This window comes from Streptomyces sp. PL-25, from assembly GCF_058344915.1.
The window spans coordinates 443,316-458,100 of the sequence record NZ_CP136997.1 but is presented as its reverse complement, the minus strand read 5'-3'; the positions used below and the strand labels follow the sequence as shown (position 1 = coordinate 458,100).

12 protein-coding genes are annotated in these 14,785 nt (G+C 72.8%); 5 read left to right on the top strand and 7 right to left on the bottom strand.

All coding sequences use genetic code 11. The features are described from left to right. Positions 1–3: 3 nt before the first annotated feature. The 5 genes from R4Z62_RS01880 to katG all read left to right on the top strand — a co-directional run bounded on the left by R4Z62_RS01880 (position 4) and on the right by katG (position 6,312). The gene (locus R4Z62_RS01880) at positions 4–672 is read left to right on the top strand and encodes a potassium-transporting ATPase subunit C (RefSeq protein WP_064531096.1); all 669 of its coding nucleotides are present in this window, start codon (positions 4–6) and stop codon (positions 670–672) included. 185 nt (positions 673–857) lie between these two features. Next, positions 858–2,507 carry a phosphoglucomutase (alpha-D-glucose-1,6-bisphosphate-dependent) gene (gene pgm, locus R4Z62_RS01875; RefSeq protein WP_491518951.1) on the top strand — a complete coding sequence of 550 codons (1,650 nt, stop codon included), beginning with the start codon at positions 858–860 and terminating at the stop codon, positions 2,505–2,507. 146 nt (positions 2,508–2,653) lie between these two features. After that, positions 2,654–3,574 carry an ion transporter gene (locus R4Z62_RS01870; RefSeq protein ID WP_491518950.1) on the top strand — a complete coding sequence of 307 codons (921 nt, stop codon included), beginning with the start codon at positions 2,654–2,656 and terminating at the stop codon, positions 3,572–3,574. 33 nt (positions 3,575–3,607) lie between these two features. Continuing rightward, positions 3,608–4,045, top strand: a complete 438-nt coding sequence (locus R4Z62_RS01865) for a Fur family transcriptional regulator (RefSeq protein ID WP_064531093.1) — start codon at positions 3,608–3,610, stop codon at positions 4,043–4,045. A 32-nt stretch (positions 4,046–4,077) separates the two neighbouring features. Continuing rightward, positions 4,078–6,312, top strand: coding sequence for a catalase/peroxidase HPI (gene katG, locus R4Z62_RS01860; RefSeq protein ID WP_355480718.1), 2,235 nt, complete (start codon positions 4,078–4,080; stop codon positions 6,310–6,312). A gap of 125 nt (positions 6,313–6,437) precedes the next feature. On the opposite strand, the gene R4Z62_RS01855 is transcribed toward katG, so the two are convergent. The 7 genes from R4Z62_RS01855 to R4Z62_RS01825 form a co-directional block, all read right to left on the bottom strand. Further along, entirely contained in the window at positions 6,438–6,665 is a 228-nt protein-coding gene (locus R4Z62_RS01855) for a hypothetical protein (protein ID WP_064531091.1), read from the bottom strand. A 30-nt stretch (positions 6,666–6,695) separates the two neighbouring features. Beyond that, positions 6,696–7,052, bottom strand: coding sequence for a PRC-barrel domain-containing protein (locus R4Z62_RS01850; RefSeq protein ID WP_064531090.1), 357 nt, complete (start codon positions 7,050–7,052; stop codon positions 6,696–6,698). Positions 7,053–7,211: 159 nt separating this feature from the next. Then, a complete protein-coding gene (locus tag R4Z62_RS01845) occupies positions 7,212–9,440 on the bottom strand; it encodes an RICIN domain-containing protein (RefSeq protein WP_491518949.1) in 2,229 nt (742 codons plus the stop codon). A gap of 123 nt (positions 9,441–9,563) precedes the next feature. Then, positions 9,564–11,405, bottom strand: coding sequence for a glycoside hydrolase family 35 protein (locus tag R4Z62_RS01840; protein WP_491518948.1), 1,842 nt, complete (start codon positions 11,403–11,405; stop codon positions 9,564–9,566). Then, positions 11,402–12,277: a carbohydrate ABC transporter permease gene (locus R4Z62_RS01835; RefSeq protein ID WP_064531089.1), complete on the bottom strand. Its 876-nt coding sequence runs from the start codon at positions 12,275–12,277 to the stop codon at positions 11,402–11,404. The genes R4Z62_RS01840 and R4Z62_RS01835 overlap by 4 nt, the downstream gene beginning before the upstream one ends. Continuing rightward, a complete protein-coding gene (locus tag R4Z62_RS01830) occupies positions 12,274–13,266 on the bottom strand; it encodes a carbohydrate ABC transporter permease (protein WP_107440568.1) in 993 nt (330 codons plus the stop codon). Before R4Z62_RS01830 ends, R4Z62_RS01835 begins: the two co-directional genes overlap by 4 nt. After that, positions 13,263–14,561 (bottom strand): ABC transporter substrate-binding protein, encoded by a 1,299-nt coding sequence (locus R4Z62_RS01825; RefSeq protein ID WP_491518947.1) that lies wholly within the window; start codon positions 14,559–14,561, stop codon positions 13,263–13,265. Before R4Z62_RS01825 ends, R4Z62_RS01830 begins: the two co-directional genes overlap by 4 nt. Positions 14,562–14,785: the final 224 nt, after the last annotated feature.

Here is a 14,785-nt window from a genome sequence, read left to right as displayed (position 1 = left end):
GCCATGAACAACACCCTCCCGAACACCGCCCGGCTGCTGGGCGCGGGCCTGCGCGCGCTGCTCGTGCTGACGCTGGTCACCGGCGTCCTCTATCCGCTCCTGGTCACCGGCATCGCCCAGGGGCTGTTCCCGGGCAAGGCCAACGGCTCCGAGGTCAGCTCGGGCGGCAGGGTCGTCGGCTCCGCCCTCATCGGCCAGTCCTACGACCTCCCGCTCAAGAAGGGGCAGCGGACACCGGCCGCCGACCTGAAGTGGTTCCAGGGCCGGCCCGCCAACGGGCTGGCCACCAACACCCTGAACACCCGCTACAAGCTGCTGGTGTCCGGCGCCACCAACCTCGCCGCCGACAACAAGACCCTCGTCGACCAGGTACGGGAGGCCCAGGCGGCCGTCGTCAAGGACAACTCGGTGCCCGGCCACCCCGTCTCGCCCGCCGACGTCCCGGCCGACGCGGTCACCTCCTCCGGCTCCGGTCTCGACCCCGACATCTCCCCGCAGTACGCGCGGATCCAGGTGTACCGGGTCGCCGAGCGCAACGGCCTGCCGCCCGCCCGGGTGCAGCGGCTGGTCGCCGACCACACCGAGGGCCGCACCCTGGGCTTCATGGGCGAACCCCGGGTGAACGTCCTCGAACTCAACATCGCCCTGTCCCGGCTGGTGGCACGGCGCTGAACGACCGGCGGGGGCCGGGTGCGCCGCCCCCGCCCCTCCCGCACCCGGGTCCCGCTCCTCGGACTCGGGTGCGTCGGCCGGTCGCGAGCGGGGGAAGATGGAGATCGCGAGTGGACACAGGGCCGTCGACCACCAAAACACCTGGAACCCCAGGCACCGGACACCGAGGACGAGGAGTGGCAGTCATGCAGCAGGAACGAGCGGGCGCACCGGGCGGGCCGGCCGGACCGGACGACCTGATCGACGTGGCCCGCCTGGTGACCGCGTACTACGCGCTGCACCCGGACCCGGCCGAGCCGGGCCAGCGGGTGGCGTTCGGCACCTCGGGACACCGCGGCTCCTCCCTCGCGGCGGCCTTCAACGAGGACCACATCGCCGCGACCAGCCAGGCGATCTGCGAGTACCGCGCGGCCCAGGGCACGGACGGCCCGCTCTTCCTGGGCGCCGACACCCACGCCCTGTCCGAGCCCGCCCGGGTCACCGCCCTGGAGGTGTTCGCGGCGGGCGGCGTCACCGTGCTCATCGACGCGGCCGACGGCTACACGCCCACCCCGGCCGTCTCGCACGCCATCCTCACCCACAACCGCGGCCGCTCCTCGGGCCTCGCGGACGGCGTCGTCGTCACCCCCTCGCACAACCCGCCCGCCGACGGCGGCTTCAAGTACAACCCGCCCAGCGGCGGCCCGGCCGGCTCCGAGGCCACCTCCTGGATCCAGGACCGCGCCAACGAGATCATCGCGGGCGGCCTGAAGGACGTACGGCGCATCCCGTACACCCGGGCGCTCGCCGCGGAGACCACCGGCCGCCACGACTTCCTCGGCGCCTATGTCTCGGACCTGCCGAGCGTGCTGGACCTGGACGCGATCCGCGGCGCGGGGGTGCGGATCGGCGCCGACCCGCTGGGCGGCGCCTCGGTGGCGTACTGGGGGCGGATCGCCGAGCACCACCGGCTCGACCTGACCGTGGTCAATCCGCTCACCGACCCCACCTGGCGGTTCATGACGCTGGACTGGGACGGCAAGATCCGCATGGACTGCTCCTCGCCGTACGCCATGGCCTCGCTCATCGGACAGCGCGACCGGTTCCAGATCGCCACCGGCAACGACGCCGACGCCGACCGGCACGGCATCGTCACCCCGGACGCCGGTCTGATGAACCCCAACCACTACCTGGCCACGGCCATCTCCTACCTGTACGCCCACCGCACCGAGTGGCCGTCGGGGGCGGGCGTGGGCAAGACGCTGGTGTCCTCCGGCATGATCGACCGGGTCGCCGCCGATCTGGGCCGGCCCCTGGTGGAGGTGCCCGTCGGCTTCAAGTGGTTCGTGGACGGACTGGCCGACGGCTCGCTCGGCTTCGGCGGCGAGGAGTCGGCCGGGGCGTCCTTCCTGCGCCGCGACGGCTCGGTGTGGACCACCGACAAGGACGGCATCATCCTGGCCCTGCTCGCCTCCGAGATCACCGCCGTCACCGGCCGGACGCCCTCCCAGCACTACGCCGCCCTCACCGAGCGCTTCGGCGAGCCCGCCTACGCCCGGATCGACGCCCCGGCGAGCCGCGAGGAGAAGGCGCGCCTGGCCAGGCTGTCCCCGGCCCAGGTCGCCGCCGACACCCTCGCGGGCGAGCCGGTCACCGCCGTGCTCACCGAGGCGCCCGGCAACGGCGCCGCCATCGGCGGCATCAAGGTGGCCACCGAGAACGCCTGGTTCGCGGCCCGCCCGTCCGGCACCGAGGACGTGTACAAGATCTACGCGGAGTCCTTCCGGGGCGCCGACCACCTCGGCCGGGTCCAGGACGAGGCCAAGCAGGTCGTCCTGGCGGCGCTCGGCGGCTGAACCGCGCGCCGCGTCCCCGGCCGGTGCCCCGCGGGTGCGGGCGCCGGCCGGGAGCGGACCCGGCCCGCCCGTGATCATCTACAGTGCTGTAGAAGATCATCACGGGTCCCGCAGGCGACCCCTGCGCGAAGGAGCGACGGCGTCAGATGCCGCAGCAGCACCCCCGGGAGACCGTCACCGCACCGGACACCGCCCGCACCCGGCTGGCACACCGCTGCCGCGACCTCACCGAGGCCCGGTGGTTCGCCCTCGCCGTCTTCGCCGTCATCCTCCTCAACGCCGCCCTGCTGGGCGTCGAGACCTACCCCGGACTCGCCGCACGGTGGCACCACGGGTTACGCCTGGCCGAACACGCCTGCCTGGCGGTGTTCACCGCCGAGATCCTGCTGCGCCTGGCCGCCCACGCCGACCGGCCGCGGGACTTCCTCAAGGACGCGTGGAACCTCTTCGACCTCGCCGTGGTGCTCTGCGCCTTCCTGCCCCTGGTCCGCGAGAACGCCACCGTGCTGCGGCTGCTGCGCCTGGCCCGCGTGCTGCGCACCGCCCGCTTCCTGCCCCAACTGCGCGTCGTGCTGGTCGCGGTGGCCCGCAGCCTGCCCGGCACCCTCAGCTTCCTGCTCGTCGGGACCCTCCTGCTGTACGTCTACGCCATGGTCGGCTGGGTCCTCTTCGGCCACGCCGACCCGCAGCACTACGGCTCCCTCGGCCGCGCCGCCCTCACCCTCTTCCTGCTGATGACCCTGGACGGCATCGGCGACGCGGTGCACGCCGGCCTGGAGGTGTCGCGCTGGAGCCTGCTCTACTACGCCTCCTATGTGCTGCTCGCCTCCTTCGTCCTGGTCAACGTCCTCATCGGCGTGGTCCTGACCTCCCTGGACGAGGCCCGGGAGATGGAACGGGACGACCCGCCCGCGCCCCCGCGTGTCCCCGCACCCGCCGAGGACCGGCACGACCTGCTGGAACGGATCGGTGCGGCCCGGCGGGCCCTGGACGACCTGGAGCGCGGTCTCGCCGCCGCCCCGCCGACTCCCGCCGCCCGACCGGATCTTGACCGTTCGTTTTCTTGAACGGTTCGTCTTTGCGGCGGTAGGTTCTGCGCCATGACGGCAGCCCGGCCCCCGACCACCGCCGAAGAGCTGCGCGGTGCCGGCCTGCGTGTGACGGCCGCCCGCGTCGCCCTCCTGGAGACCGTGCGCGCCGGTGACCACCTCGCGGCGGAGGCCGTCGCCGCCGGGGTGCGCGCCCGCGTCGGCCACATCTCCCTCCAGGCCGTGTACGAGGCGCTGCACGCCCTCACCGAGGCCGGACTCGTACGCCGTATCGCCCCCGCCGGAGGCCCGGCCCGCTACGAGGGCCGCGTCGGGGACAACCACCACCACGCCGTGTGCCGCTCGTGCGGTGCCGTCGCCGACGTGGACTGCGCGACGGGGCGCGCGCCCTGCCTCACCGCGTCCGCGGGCCACGGCTTCACCGTCGACGAGGCCGAGGTCGTCTACTGGGGCCGCTGCCCGGCCTGTTCCGGCGCGCCCCGCACCTGAGCACCGTGATCCGCCAGCCCGGAAGGATTCCCATGTCCGAGAACCACGAGGCCATCGTCACCGATCCGAAGACTCAGGACACCGGTGACGGCTGCCCGGTCGCGCACGGGCGCGCCCCGCACCCCACGCAGGGCGGCGGAAACCGCCAGTGGTGGCCGGAGCGGCTCAACCTGAAGATCCTCGCCAAGAACCCCGCCGTGGCCAACCCGCTCGGCGCGGACTTCGACTACGCCGAGGCGTTCGGCAGCCTCGACCTGGCGGCCGTCAAACGCGACCTCGCCGAGGTGCTCACCACCTCCCAGGACTGGTGGCCCGCCGACTTCGGGCACTACGGCCCGCTGATCATCCGCATGGCCTGGCACAGCGCGGGCACCTACCGCATCAGCGACGGCCGCGGCGGCGCGGGCGCCGGGCAGCAGCGCTTCGCCCCGCTCAACAGCTGGCCGGACAACGCCAACCTCGACAAGGCCCGCCGCCTGCTGTGGCCGGTCAAGAAGAAGTACGGCCGCAACCTCTCCTGGGCCGACCTGCTGATCCTCGCGGGGAACGTCGCCCTGGAGACCATGGGCTTCGAGACGTTCGGCTACGCGGGCGGCCGCGCGGACGTCTGGGAGGCCGAGGAGGACGTCTACTGGGGCCCCGAGACCACCTGGCTCGGCGACCGGCGCTACACCGGCGACCGCGAGCTGGAGAACCCGCTCGGCGCCGTGCAGATGGGACTCATCTACGTCAACCCCGAGGGCCCGAACGGCAATCCGGACCCGATCGCCGCGGCCCGCGACATCCGCGAGACCTTCCGCCGGATGGCGATGAACGACGAGGAGACCGTCGCCCTCATCGCGGGCGGCCACACCTTCGGCAAGACGCACGGCGCGGGACCGGCCCACCACGTCGGACCCGACCCGGAGGCCGCCGGCCTGGAGGACCAGGGCCTCGGCTGGAAGAACACCTTCGGCACCGGCAAGGGCGGCGACGCCATCACCAGCGGACTGGAGGTGACCTGGACGGCCACCCCGACGACCTGGGACAACAGCTTCTTCGAGACCCTGTTCGGCTACGAGTGGGAGCTGTTCGAGTCCCCCGCGGGCGCCCAGCAGTGGCGGCCGAAGGACGGCGCGGGCGCCGGTACGGTCCCCGACGCGCACGACCCGTCCAGGCGGCACGCCCCCACGATGCTGACCACCGACCTCTCGCTGCGCTTCGACCCGGTCTACGAGCCGATCTCGCGGCGCTTCCTGGAGCACCCCGACGAGTTCGCCGACGCCTTCGCGCGGGCCTGGTTCAAGCTGACCCACCGCGACATGGGCCCGGTCTCCCGCTACCTCGGCCCCGAGGTCCCCACCGAGGTCCTGCTCTGGCAGGACCCGCTGCCCGAGCGGACGTACGCGCTCCTGGACGCCGAGGACGTCGCCGCCCTCAAGGCGAAGATCACCGAAGCCGGCCTGCCGGTGTCCGAACTGGTCTTCACCGCCTGGGCGTCGGCCTCGTCCTTCCGCGGCAGCGACAAGCGCGGCGGCGCCGACGGCGCCCGCATCCGGCTGGAACCGCAGCGCGGCTGGGAGGCCAACGACCCCGACCGGGTGGCGGCCGTGCTGCGCGTCCTGGAGGGCGTCCAGGAGTCCTTCAACGCCGGGCGGAGCGACGGCAAGGGCGTCTCGCTGGCCGATCTGATCGTCCTGGCCGGCGGAGTGGGCGTCGAACGGGCCGCAGCGCAGGCCGGGTTCGAGATCGAGGTCCCCTTCACCCCCGGCCGGGTGGACGCCGCGCAGGAGCAGACGGACGTCGAGTCGTTCGCCGCGCTGGAACCGGCCGCCGACGGCTTCCGCAACTACCTGGGCAAGGGCAACCGGCTGCCCGCCGAGTACCTGCTGATCGACCGGGCCAACCTGCTGACGCTCAGCGCGCCCGAGATGACCGTCCTGGTCGGCGGGCTGCGTGTGCTGGGCGCCAACCACCAGCAGTCGCCGCTCGGCGTCCTCACCGCCACGCCCGGCGTCCTCACCAACGACTTCTTCGTCAACCTGCTCGACCTCGGCACGCAGTGGCGGGCGGTCTCCGCCGACGCGAGCGCCTTCGAGGGCTACGACCCGGCCACCGGCGAGGTCAGGTGGACCGGCAGCCGTGCCGACCTGGTCTTCGGCTCCAACTCCGAGCTGCGCGCGCTGGCCGAGGTGTACGCGAGCGACGACGCGAAGGAGAAGTTCGTGACCGACTTCGTCGCGGCCTGGACCAAGGTCATGAACCTGGACCGGTTCGACCTGTCCTGACCGCCCGTGCCTCCGGGCCGGCCCGCCGCGGCCGGCCCGGACGTGCGCTCACGCCCTGGCCGGGCGGCGGCGCCCGCCTCCTTCACCAGAGGCGCGGCGGGCGCCGGGCGCCAGGTGCGCGGCCCTCAGTCCCGCGGTCCGTCGAGGACCTTCCGGGCGACCCGCGCCGCCGCCTCGCTCTCGGCCGCGGCGGGCGACAGCTCGCTCAGGGTGTCGAGGTCGGTGTCCTCGCGCAGCTCGTCCTCCCAGGTGGCGGCGAGCCGGTCCCGCTCCTCCCGGGGCAGTTCCCGCACCTGCTCCCGGTGGCGCGGGTCGAGGGCGGTCAGGAACCGTTCGACGGTGTCGATGGCCATCTGCTCCTCCTCGGGGCACGGCCCCACCGGTCAGCGGCGGGCGAGCCGCCGCTCTCCGCCGACGCCGGGGCGGTAGGGCAGGTCGTAGTGCTGGAAGATCGCGGCCTCCTGCTCGGCGGGCAGGACGTCGTCCGTGCCGATGGAGGGGGCCTTCTTGACCAGCCCCTTGGGCTGGGCCACCTTCAGGTAGTCGGGCCCCACGACCGCGTCGTCGACCGGGACGAAGAACAGGCGCTGCCGGGTGGGCAGCCCCGCGCGGACGGTCACCATGGCCGGCTCGTCGGTGCCGGTGTCCACATAGACCGCTTCCAGCGCGCCGATCTTGTGACCCTCCTGGTCGACCACGTCGTGGTTGCGCCATTCGCGGAGGTCCGCTGAACGAATCATGTCTGCTCCCTGCCGTCGTACCGATGAGTGACCCGGCGCTCCGGGCCATAAACGCCCTGGGCCCTAAACACGACTGGCGCGAACAGGGCACGCGTAAACACGGCGGCGCCCGCCCGGCCCCCGGGAGGCCGGGGACCGGGCGGGCGCGGGGCGGGGCGATCAGCCGATCAGCCACCGCTGGAGCGGTGAGTCGGCCGCGGGGCGCTGCGTCACCGCGGCGCCGTCGGCCGTCGAACCGGCGGTCAGCAGCAGCCCGCTGCGCACCGAGGCCACGGTGGAGGTGCCGTCCGCCGCGGCACCGACCCTCCAGCGCTGGTTGGTGCCGCCGGTGCAGGTCCACTGGATCACCCGGGCGCCGGAGGCGGTGGAACCGCTCTCCACGTCGGCGCACAGCCCCGAGGCGAGGTTGACCAGCTCGTAGGAGCCGTCGTCCTGCCGGGTGAACCGCCACTTCTGGTGGTCGCCGCCGTTCGGCGTCCAGATGCCGAGCGCCGTGCCCGCGGTGGTGCTGCGGCCGGGGCTCTCCAGCACCTTCTGGCCGGTGGTGAGGGTGTGTGTGCCCTCCAGCGGCGCCTGGGCCGCCCCGGTCGGCGTGAGCGTCAGCGTCTGCTCGGCCCCGGTACGCGTGCCGCCGACCCCGCCGCCGGCGTTCCAGAAGCGGGCCGGGGTGGTCTCGGCGGGCCGCGCCGACTCGCCCGACAGACCGACCACCAGACCGCTGTAGCGGTTGACCAGCCGGTACGTGCCGTTCGCCCGGCCGTCCGCCGCGGTGCCGGGCACGACCCACCACTGCTGTCCCACGGTGGCGCCGCCCGGTCCCGCCGGGGTGACAGTGGGCCGGGTGCCCCAGGCGCGCTGCGCGGTGGCGGAGGAGTCCACGCCCAGCAGGCCGCCGGTGGACACGTTGGCGACGCGGTACGAGCCGTCGCCGTTGCCGGTGAAGATCCACGACTGGAGGGCGGAACCGTTCGCGCTCGCCTCGGAGGTGGCCGCGGAGCCCCCGGCGACCTGCGCGAGGACCCGGCCGCCGCCGCTGGAGACACGGTAGGCGCGGCTCGTGTCCAGGGGAGCGGCCGGCGCCGAGGAGCCGATGGTGACGTTCACGTACTCGCCGGACGAGCCGCCCGAGCAGCCGAAGGAGCAGTAGGAGCGGAACGACTTGCCGACCACCGCCGAACTGGTCCGGTTCGCCGGGTCCAGGAACCAGCGGTACCAGGAGGCGGTGGTGTGCCCGCCGGTGTCACCGATCAGCCGCCACTTCTGCGAGGCCAGGTCGTCGGTGGCGTAGAACTGCTGTGGCGCGCCGCCGCTCTGGTCGACGGCCTGGGGCTCTCCTATGTACAGGCCCAGATAGGCGTTGTAGGTGATGTCCATGACGAACAGGGGCGAGGTCGGGGGAGTGGTGCCCGCCGCCACCTGCTGGGCGACCGTGCCGGCGCGCGTCGGGTCGTACTCCTTGTCCGCCGGGGTGTAGCCCGTGGGGTGCGCGGAGTCGACCGGCACCATGTTGCTCTCCCGGCCGCCCGTGCCGGGCTGGGACCAGGCGCCGTCGTACCACTTCTGCCATGAGCCCGGCGCCATCTTGGAGGCGATCGGCGCGCGGGCGACATGCGCGTGGAACGCCTTCCAGCTGCCGCCCTTGTCCACGATCCGCGAGCCGTAGAAGACGTAGAAGTAGCCGGAGGCGGTGTCCGCGAACAGGCGCGGGTCGCCGTCGCCGTAGTCGAAGGTCTGCTGCGGGAAGGCCGCCGTGTCACCGCGCTTCGTGCTGTACGGCGAGGTGATCACATGGTCCTCGACGGTCCAGGTCCGCCCCTGGTCCTTGGAGACTGCGTAGTCGATCGCGTCGTAGTGCAGGCCGTCGCGGAAGGGTTGCGGGGTGAACTCGTTGTGGACCAGCCCGTACCAGTCGCCGGTGTCCGGGTCGACCCACACGCCCGCCAGGTCGCAGTAGTTCTTCTGCGCGTAGCTCGAACCGGCGGGCGCGTAGCTCGACTCCCGGCCGGTGGGGCTGTTGTTGCAGCGCCAGGTGGTGTCGTTGTTGCGGTCGCGGGACTCGGCCGGGTCCACCGCGTCGCTCAGGGCGCCGTCGCGGGTGGCGCTGTCCAGGTCCTTGCCGGTGAAGAAGGTCCACGCGCGGCCGTCGTTCGCGCCGTACAGGGAGTGGGCCTGCTGGAAGTGGAACGTGCCGTCCTTGTCGAGGTACGGGGCGGCCGGGGTGTCGTCCGGGTGGGTCCAGGAGCCCTTCGCGCCGACGGTGACGGTGTAGGAGGGGGCGGCCGCCGGTGCCTCGGGGGCGGCGAGGGCCTCGCCGCCGGTGACGGCCGTCGCCGCGGCGAGGACCGCGGCGAGCAGCGCTCCGGCCAGTCTCTTGCGGTGAGTGGACACAGGTTCTCCTTCTCGGGAGGGGGCCGGCGCGCGGTGCGCCGGCCCCTGGGTGTGGTTCCTGTGCGGTGCGGCGGACCGGTGTCGGTGCCGGTCCGGTCGGTGGCCCCCCTCGGCGGTGCGCGGTCAGTCGAAGGTCTCGACGTACTCCTCGGCCGGTCCGAGCTCGGGTCCGTCCAGCAGGGCGAGACGGTCGCCGAAGCGCTCCAGCTCCAGGACGGTGAGGGTGTTCTCCCCGGCCCTCAGCAGCGGAGCGGGCAGATAGAGCGTGGTCTGCGGGCCGGCCTCCCAGTAGCGGCCCAGCAGGGTGTCGCCGACCCAGACGAAGCCCTTGCAGAAGCCCGGCAGGGCCAGGAAGGTGTCGGCCGGCTCGGTCACGGTGAGCCGGGCGGTGGCGAATCCGGCCCGGTCCTCGCCGGACGCCGCCGCGAGCGCCCGGCCGGTCTCCGGCCGCCCCCACTCGTCCAGCGGCAGCCGGCGCATGGTCCAGCCGTGGATCAGACGCCGCTCCACCCGGACCCCGCCCAGGATGCCCTTGCCCTGGCCGAGCAGCGGCCCGTAGTTGATCCGGCCCTGGTTCTCCACCAGCAGTTCGAGACGCACCCGGGCCCCGGCACCGGGCACCGTGAAGGAGGCCGTCTCGCGGTCCAGCACGGCCACGGGGGCGCCGTCGACGAACACCTGGGCGCGGTCGTGCAGCCCGGTGACGGTCAGCTCCTGGGGCCCCGGCGGCAGCAGCGGCTCGGCCGAGTACAGCACCAGACCGGACGCCTGGCCCAGCTCCTCGAAGCTCAGCGGCAGCGGGGCGCGCACCGGCTCGGCCACCGCGCGCAGCGCGCTCAGCAGACCGGGGTGCCGGGTGACCTCCAGGGTGCGCGGCGTGAGCAGCGGGGCGTCGGCGGGCGGCTCGGGAAGCTCCCGGGCCGCACCGGCGCCGGGCGCGGCCAGCTTCTCGCGCAGGGCGTGGAACTTCGGGGTGAGCGCGCCGTGTTCGGCGATGGGCGCGTCCGAGTCGTAGCTCGTGACCGTCGGCTGGAGGCGCTGGCCGTCGTGGTTGGCACCGGCCCAGAGCCCGAAGTTGGTACCGCCGTGCGCCATGTACAGGCTCACCGAACCGCCCGCGTCGAGGATGCGGCCCACGTCCTCGGCCGCGCTGACGGCGGACCGCACATGGTGCTTCTCGCCCCAGTGGTCGAACCAGCCGTTCCAGAACTCGGCGCAGACGAACGGCTCGTCGGCGCGCCGCGAGCGCAGCAGGGCCGCCGCCTCGTCCGGACGCGAACCGAACGTCGCCGCCGCCAGCTCGCCGGGCACGCTGCCACCGTCCTGCATCAGCGCCGTCGGCCCGTCCGCCGTGTACAGCAGCTCGGTGATCCCGCGCGCCACCAGGGCGTCGCGCACCCAGCGCAGATAGTCCTGGTCGTCGCCGTGACTGCCGTACTCGTTCTCGATCTGCACCGCGACGACCGGTCCGCCGCGGCCCGCCTGGAGTGCGGCGACGCGCGGGATCAGCTCGTCGAACCAGCGGGCGACGGCGTCCAGGAAGGGCCCGTGGCAGGTGCGCAGCAGCATGCCCGGGGTACCGGTCAGCCAGGCCGGGAGACCGCCGTTGTCCCATTCGGCGCAGATGTACGGACCCGGGCGCACGATGACGTCGAGTCCCGCCTCCTGCGCCAGGGCCGCGAAGCGCGGCAGGTCCCGCCAGCCGTCGAACCCGGCCTTGCCCGGCACGCGTTCGTGGAAGTTCCAGGGGACGTAGGTGTCCACGGTGTTGAGGCCGAGCGCGGCGAGCCGGTGCAGCCGGTCGGCCCACTGGGCGGGGTGGACGCGGAAGTAGTGCAGCGAGCCGGCCAGGACGCGGTGCGGGCGGCCCGCCCGCAGCAGCGTGCCGTCCGCGTGGGTGAGCAGGGGCGGGGCCGCCTCCGGTGCGGCGGCGGTGTCCGCGGACTGCGGTGCTGAGGTGGTCACTTGACGGCTCCGGCGGTCATGCCCGCGCGCCAGAACCGCTGGAGCGCGAGGAAGGCGATCAGAAGCGGGACGACGGACACCAGCGAGCCGATGACGACCAGCGGGGGCGGCACCGCGACATGGCTGGCGTTCCAGCCGACCAGGCCGACTGTGACCGGTTGCAGCCGGTCGTCGCCGAGCACCATCGCGGGCAGCAGGTAGTTGTTCCAGATCTCCACGAACTGGAACAGGAAGATCGTCACCAGCGCGGGCAGCATCATCCGCACCCCGATGGTACGGAAGATGCGGAACTCGCCCGCGCCGTCCAGCCGTCCGGCCTCCAGCACCTCGTCGGGCACCGTCTGCGCGGCGAACACCCGGGAGAGGTAGACGCCGAACGGGCTGACCACGCTGGGCAGCAGCACGGCCAGCGGGTTGTCGATCAGATGCACCCCGGAGAACATCAGGTACAGCGGCAGCGTGAACAGCACCTTGGGCACCAGCACGGCCGCCAGGACCGCGCCGAACACCGCGCCGCGCCCGGGGAAGTCGTACTTGGCGAGCGCGTACCCGGCCAGCGCCGAGAAGGCGGTGCCGAGCAGGGCGCCGACCCCGCAGTACAGCACGCTGTTGAGCATCCAGCGCCAGAAGATGCCGCCGTCCTGGGAGCTGAGCCGGGAGATGTTGCCGAACAGCCCGAAGCCGTCGAACCACAGGCCGTTGCCGGAGAACTGCTCGCCGAACGGCTTGGTCGCCGAGACCAGCAGCCACCACAGCGGGAAGAGGAAGTAGAAGGCCGACAGGCCCAGCAGCGCCATGACGGTGACGCGGCTCGCCGGGCGGCTCTCCCGGCGCGAGCGGACCAGGGCGGGCCGGGTGCTCAGCGCGCTCATGCCTGCTCCTCCCCGCGGTGGGTCAGCTTGAAGAACACGAAGGACACGACACCCACCAGGAGGGCCAGGAGGACGGACTGCGCGGCGGCGTACGGGTAGTTGCCCGCCGCGACCGCGTTCTGCGCGGACATGATCGGGGTGAACGCCGAGGAGATCGAGCCGTCGGAGACGGGCTGGAGCACGGTCGGCTCGTTGTAGAGCTGCGCCGAGCCGATGATGGAGAACACGGCGGTGAGGACCAGCGCGCCGCGCACCGCCGGGATCTTGATGCTCCAGGCGATCCGCAGGGCCGAGGCGCCGTCCATCCGGGCGGCCTCCAGCACCTCCGCGGGGATCGACTGGAGCGCCGCGTAGATGATGATCATGTTGTACCCGGCCCAGCTCCAGGTGACGATGTTCGCCACCGACCACAGCACCACCTCGCTGTGGAAGAACGGGATCGAGAAGCCGACCGGGTGCAGCAGCCGGTTGATCGGGCTGGACTGCGAGGAGTACATGAACGACCAGACCAGCGCGGCGCTCACGCCGGGGATGGCGTACGGCAGGAAGCTGGAGAGCCGGAAGAAGCCCTTGCCGCGCGCGGAGCGGGAGTCGATCAGCAGGGCGAGGGCCAGGGCCGTGCCGAGCATCACCGGGACCTGGACCAGGCCGAACAGCGCGACCCGGCCGAGCGAGGACAGGAAGGCGCCGTCGCCGAACGCCCTGCTGTAGTTGCCCAGCGGGTCGAAGACCTTGGTCGGGGCGGTCAGGCCGAGGCCGGAGCGGTGCACGGTGAACAGGCTGCTGACCGCCGCGTAGACGATCGGCGCGACGTACATCGCGGCGAACAGGACCAGGAAGGGGGCGCAGAAGAGCAGGGGCCGCAGGCGGCGTGAGCGGGCCGGACGCGCGGGCGCGGCGGCGGGCGCCGGCCGGGCGGCGCCGGCGGTGCGCCGGCCGCCGCTCACGGCCGGCGCCGCGGGAGCCCCGTCGATCACGGACTCGTTCACTCGGCGACCTTCAGGCCCTGCTTCTTCATCTCCGACACGGTCGTGTCCTGCGCGCCGCTGAGCGCGCCGGCGATCGTGCCCTTGCCCGCCCACGCCTTGCCGAGGCCGTCGTCGAGGTCGGCGGCGGTCTTGGTCATCAGCGGGCCCCAGGTCCAGCTGGAGTTGACCTGCGGCGCGGCGGCGGCGAACACGTCGTAGATCTTCTGGCCGCCGAAGTACGGGTCGCCGCCCTTCAGCTGGGGCAGGTCGAGCAGCTTCTTGGCGGCCGGGTAGAGCGCGGCCTTCTCGACCAGGCCGCCGAAGGCGTCGCGGTCGGTGCCGAGCCAGTGCGCGAACTCCCAGGCGCCCTCGGGGTTGTCGCAGCCCTTGAGGACGGCGGTCGCGGAGCCGCCCGCGTTGCCCACCTGGCCGGCGCCCTTGCTCCACTGCGGCAGCGGTGCCACCGCCCACTGGCCCGAGCCGCTCTTCGCGCCGCCCTTGATGACACCGGCCTGCCAGACGGCGCCGACGACGGTGGCGATGTCACCGTTGCCGATGCCCGTGTACCAGGCCTGGTCGTACATCGGGGCGCCGCTGATCAGCTTGTCGTCGGCGAGGCCCTGCCAGTAGTCGGCGACCCGCTTGTTGGCCGCGGACGCCATGGTCACCTGCCAGGCGTCGCCCTGGACGCCGAACCATCCGGCGCCGGTCTGCCAGGCGAGGCCCGCGTAGTCGTAGTCCAGGTAGGGCGAGGAGATGTAGCGGTGCGGGTCCGAGGCGTGGATCCTCTTGGCGTCCTCGCGGTACTCGTCCCAGGTGACGGGCGGCTTCAGACCGAGCGAGTCGAAGACCTTCTTGTTGTAGAAGAGCGCCATGGGGCCGGTGTCCACGGGCGCGCCGTAGACGGCGCCGCCGAGGGAGACCGACTGCCAGGCCGCGCTCTGGTAGTCGCCCTGGTCGGCGGAGGCGTACTTGGTCACGTCCTTCAGGGCGCCCTGGGCCGCGAAGCTGGGCAGCGTCTCGTAGCCGACCTGGGCCAGACAGGGCGCGTTGCCCGCCTTCACCGCGTTGAGCATCTTCTGGTAGCCGCCCTTGGCGCCCGGCTGCACGGCCTGGTAGGTGACCTTGAGGTCCGGGTGGCTCTTGTTGAAGGCGGTGACGGCGTCCTCGTATCCGGGCGCCCAGCCCCAGAATGTGATCGATCCCTTGCCGGAGGCGGAGGACGAGCCGCCGTCGGATCCGCCGCATCCCGTGGCGGTGAGGGCGAGGCCCAACGCTCCCGCTATCCCGGCAATTCGGGCAATGGATCGCTTCACGGCTCCTCCTGAAGGGCTTGGGTGGTGCGGAGGAGGTGCCTCCGCGAGGCCAGGCGCACGGCACGGGGCAGAGGCCCGGCCGTGGGCCGGCGCGCTGAATGCCGAAACTATGGCAGAGAATGTTATCGATGCCAATAGTGGGGTCCAGGGAAAGCCCCGACCCGGTGAAAGAGCTGATGAACGGCCGTGTGGGCGATATCATCGACGTCCGGTACGAGGAAGGA

Bases quoted from the DNA above. Each gene is read 5' to 3' on its own strand.
- R4Z62_RS01835 (WP_064531089.1), bottom strand. From the start codon at position 12,277: ATGAGCGCGCTGAGCACCCGGCCCGCCCTGGTCCGCTCGCGCCGGGAG.
- R4Z62_RS01870 (WP_491518950.1), top strand. From the start codon at position 2,654: ATGCCGCAGCAGCACCCCCGGGAGACCGTCACCGCACCGGACACCGCC.
- R4Z62_RS01865 (WP_064531093.1), top strand. From the start codon at position 3,608: ATGACGGCAGCCCGGCCCCCGACCACCGCCGAAGAGCTGCGCGGTGCC.
- katG (WP_355480718.1), top strand. From the start codon at position 4,078: ATGTCCGAGAACCACGAGGCCATCGTCACCGATCCGAAGACTCAGGAC.
- R4Z62_RS01850 (WP_064531090.1), bottom strand. From the start codon at position 7,052: ATGATTCGTTCAGCGGACCTCCGCGAATGGCGCAACCACGACGTGGTC.
- pgm (WP_491518951.1), top strand. From the start codon at position 858: ATGCAGCAGGAACGAGCGGGCGCACCGGGCGGGCCGGCCGGACCGGAC.
- R4Z62_RS01855 (WP_064531091.1), bottom strand. From the start codon at position 6,665: ATGGCCATCGACACCGTCGAACGGTTCCTGACCGCCCTCGACCCGCGC.
- R4Z62_RS01880 (WP_064531096.1), top strand. From the start codon at position 4: ATGAACAACACCCTCCCGAACACCGCCCGGCTGCTGGGCGCGGGCCTG.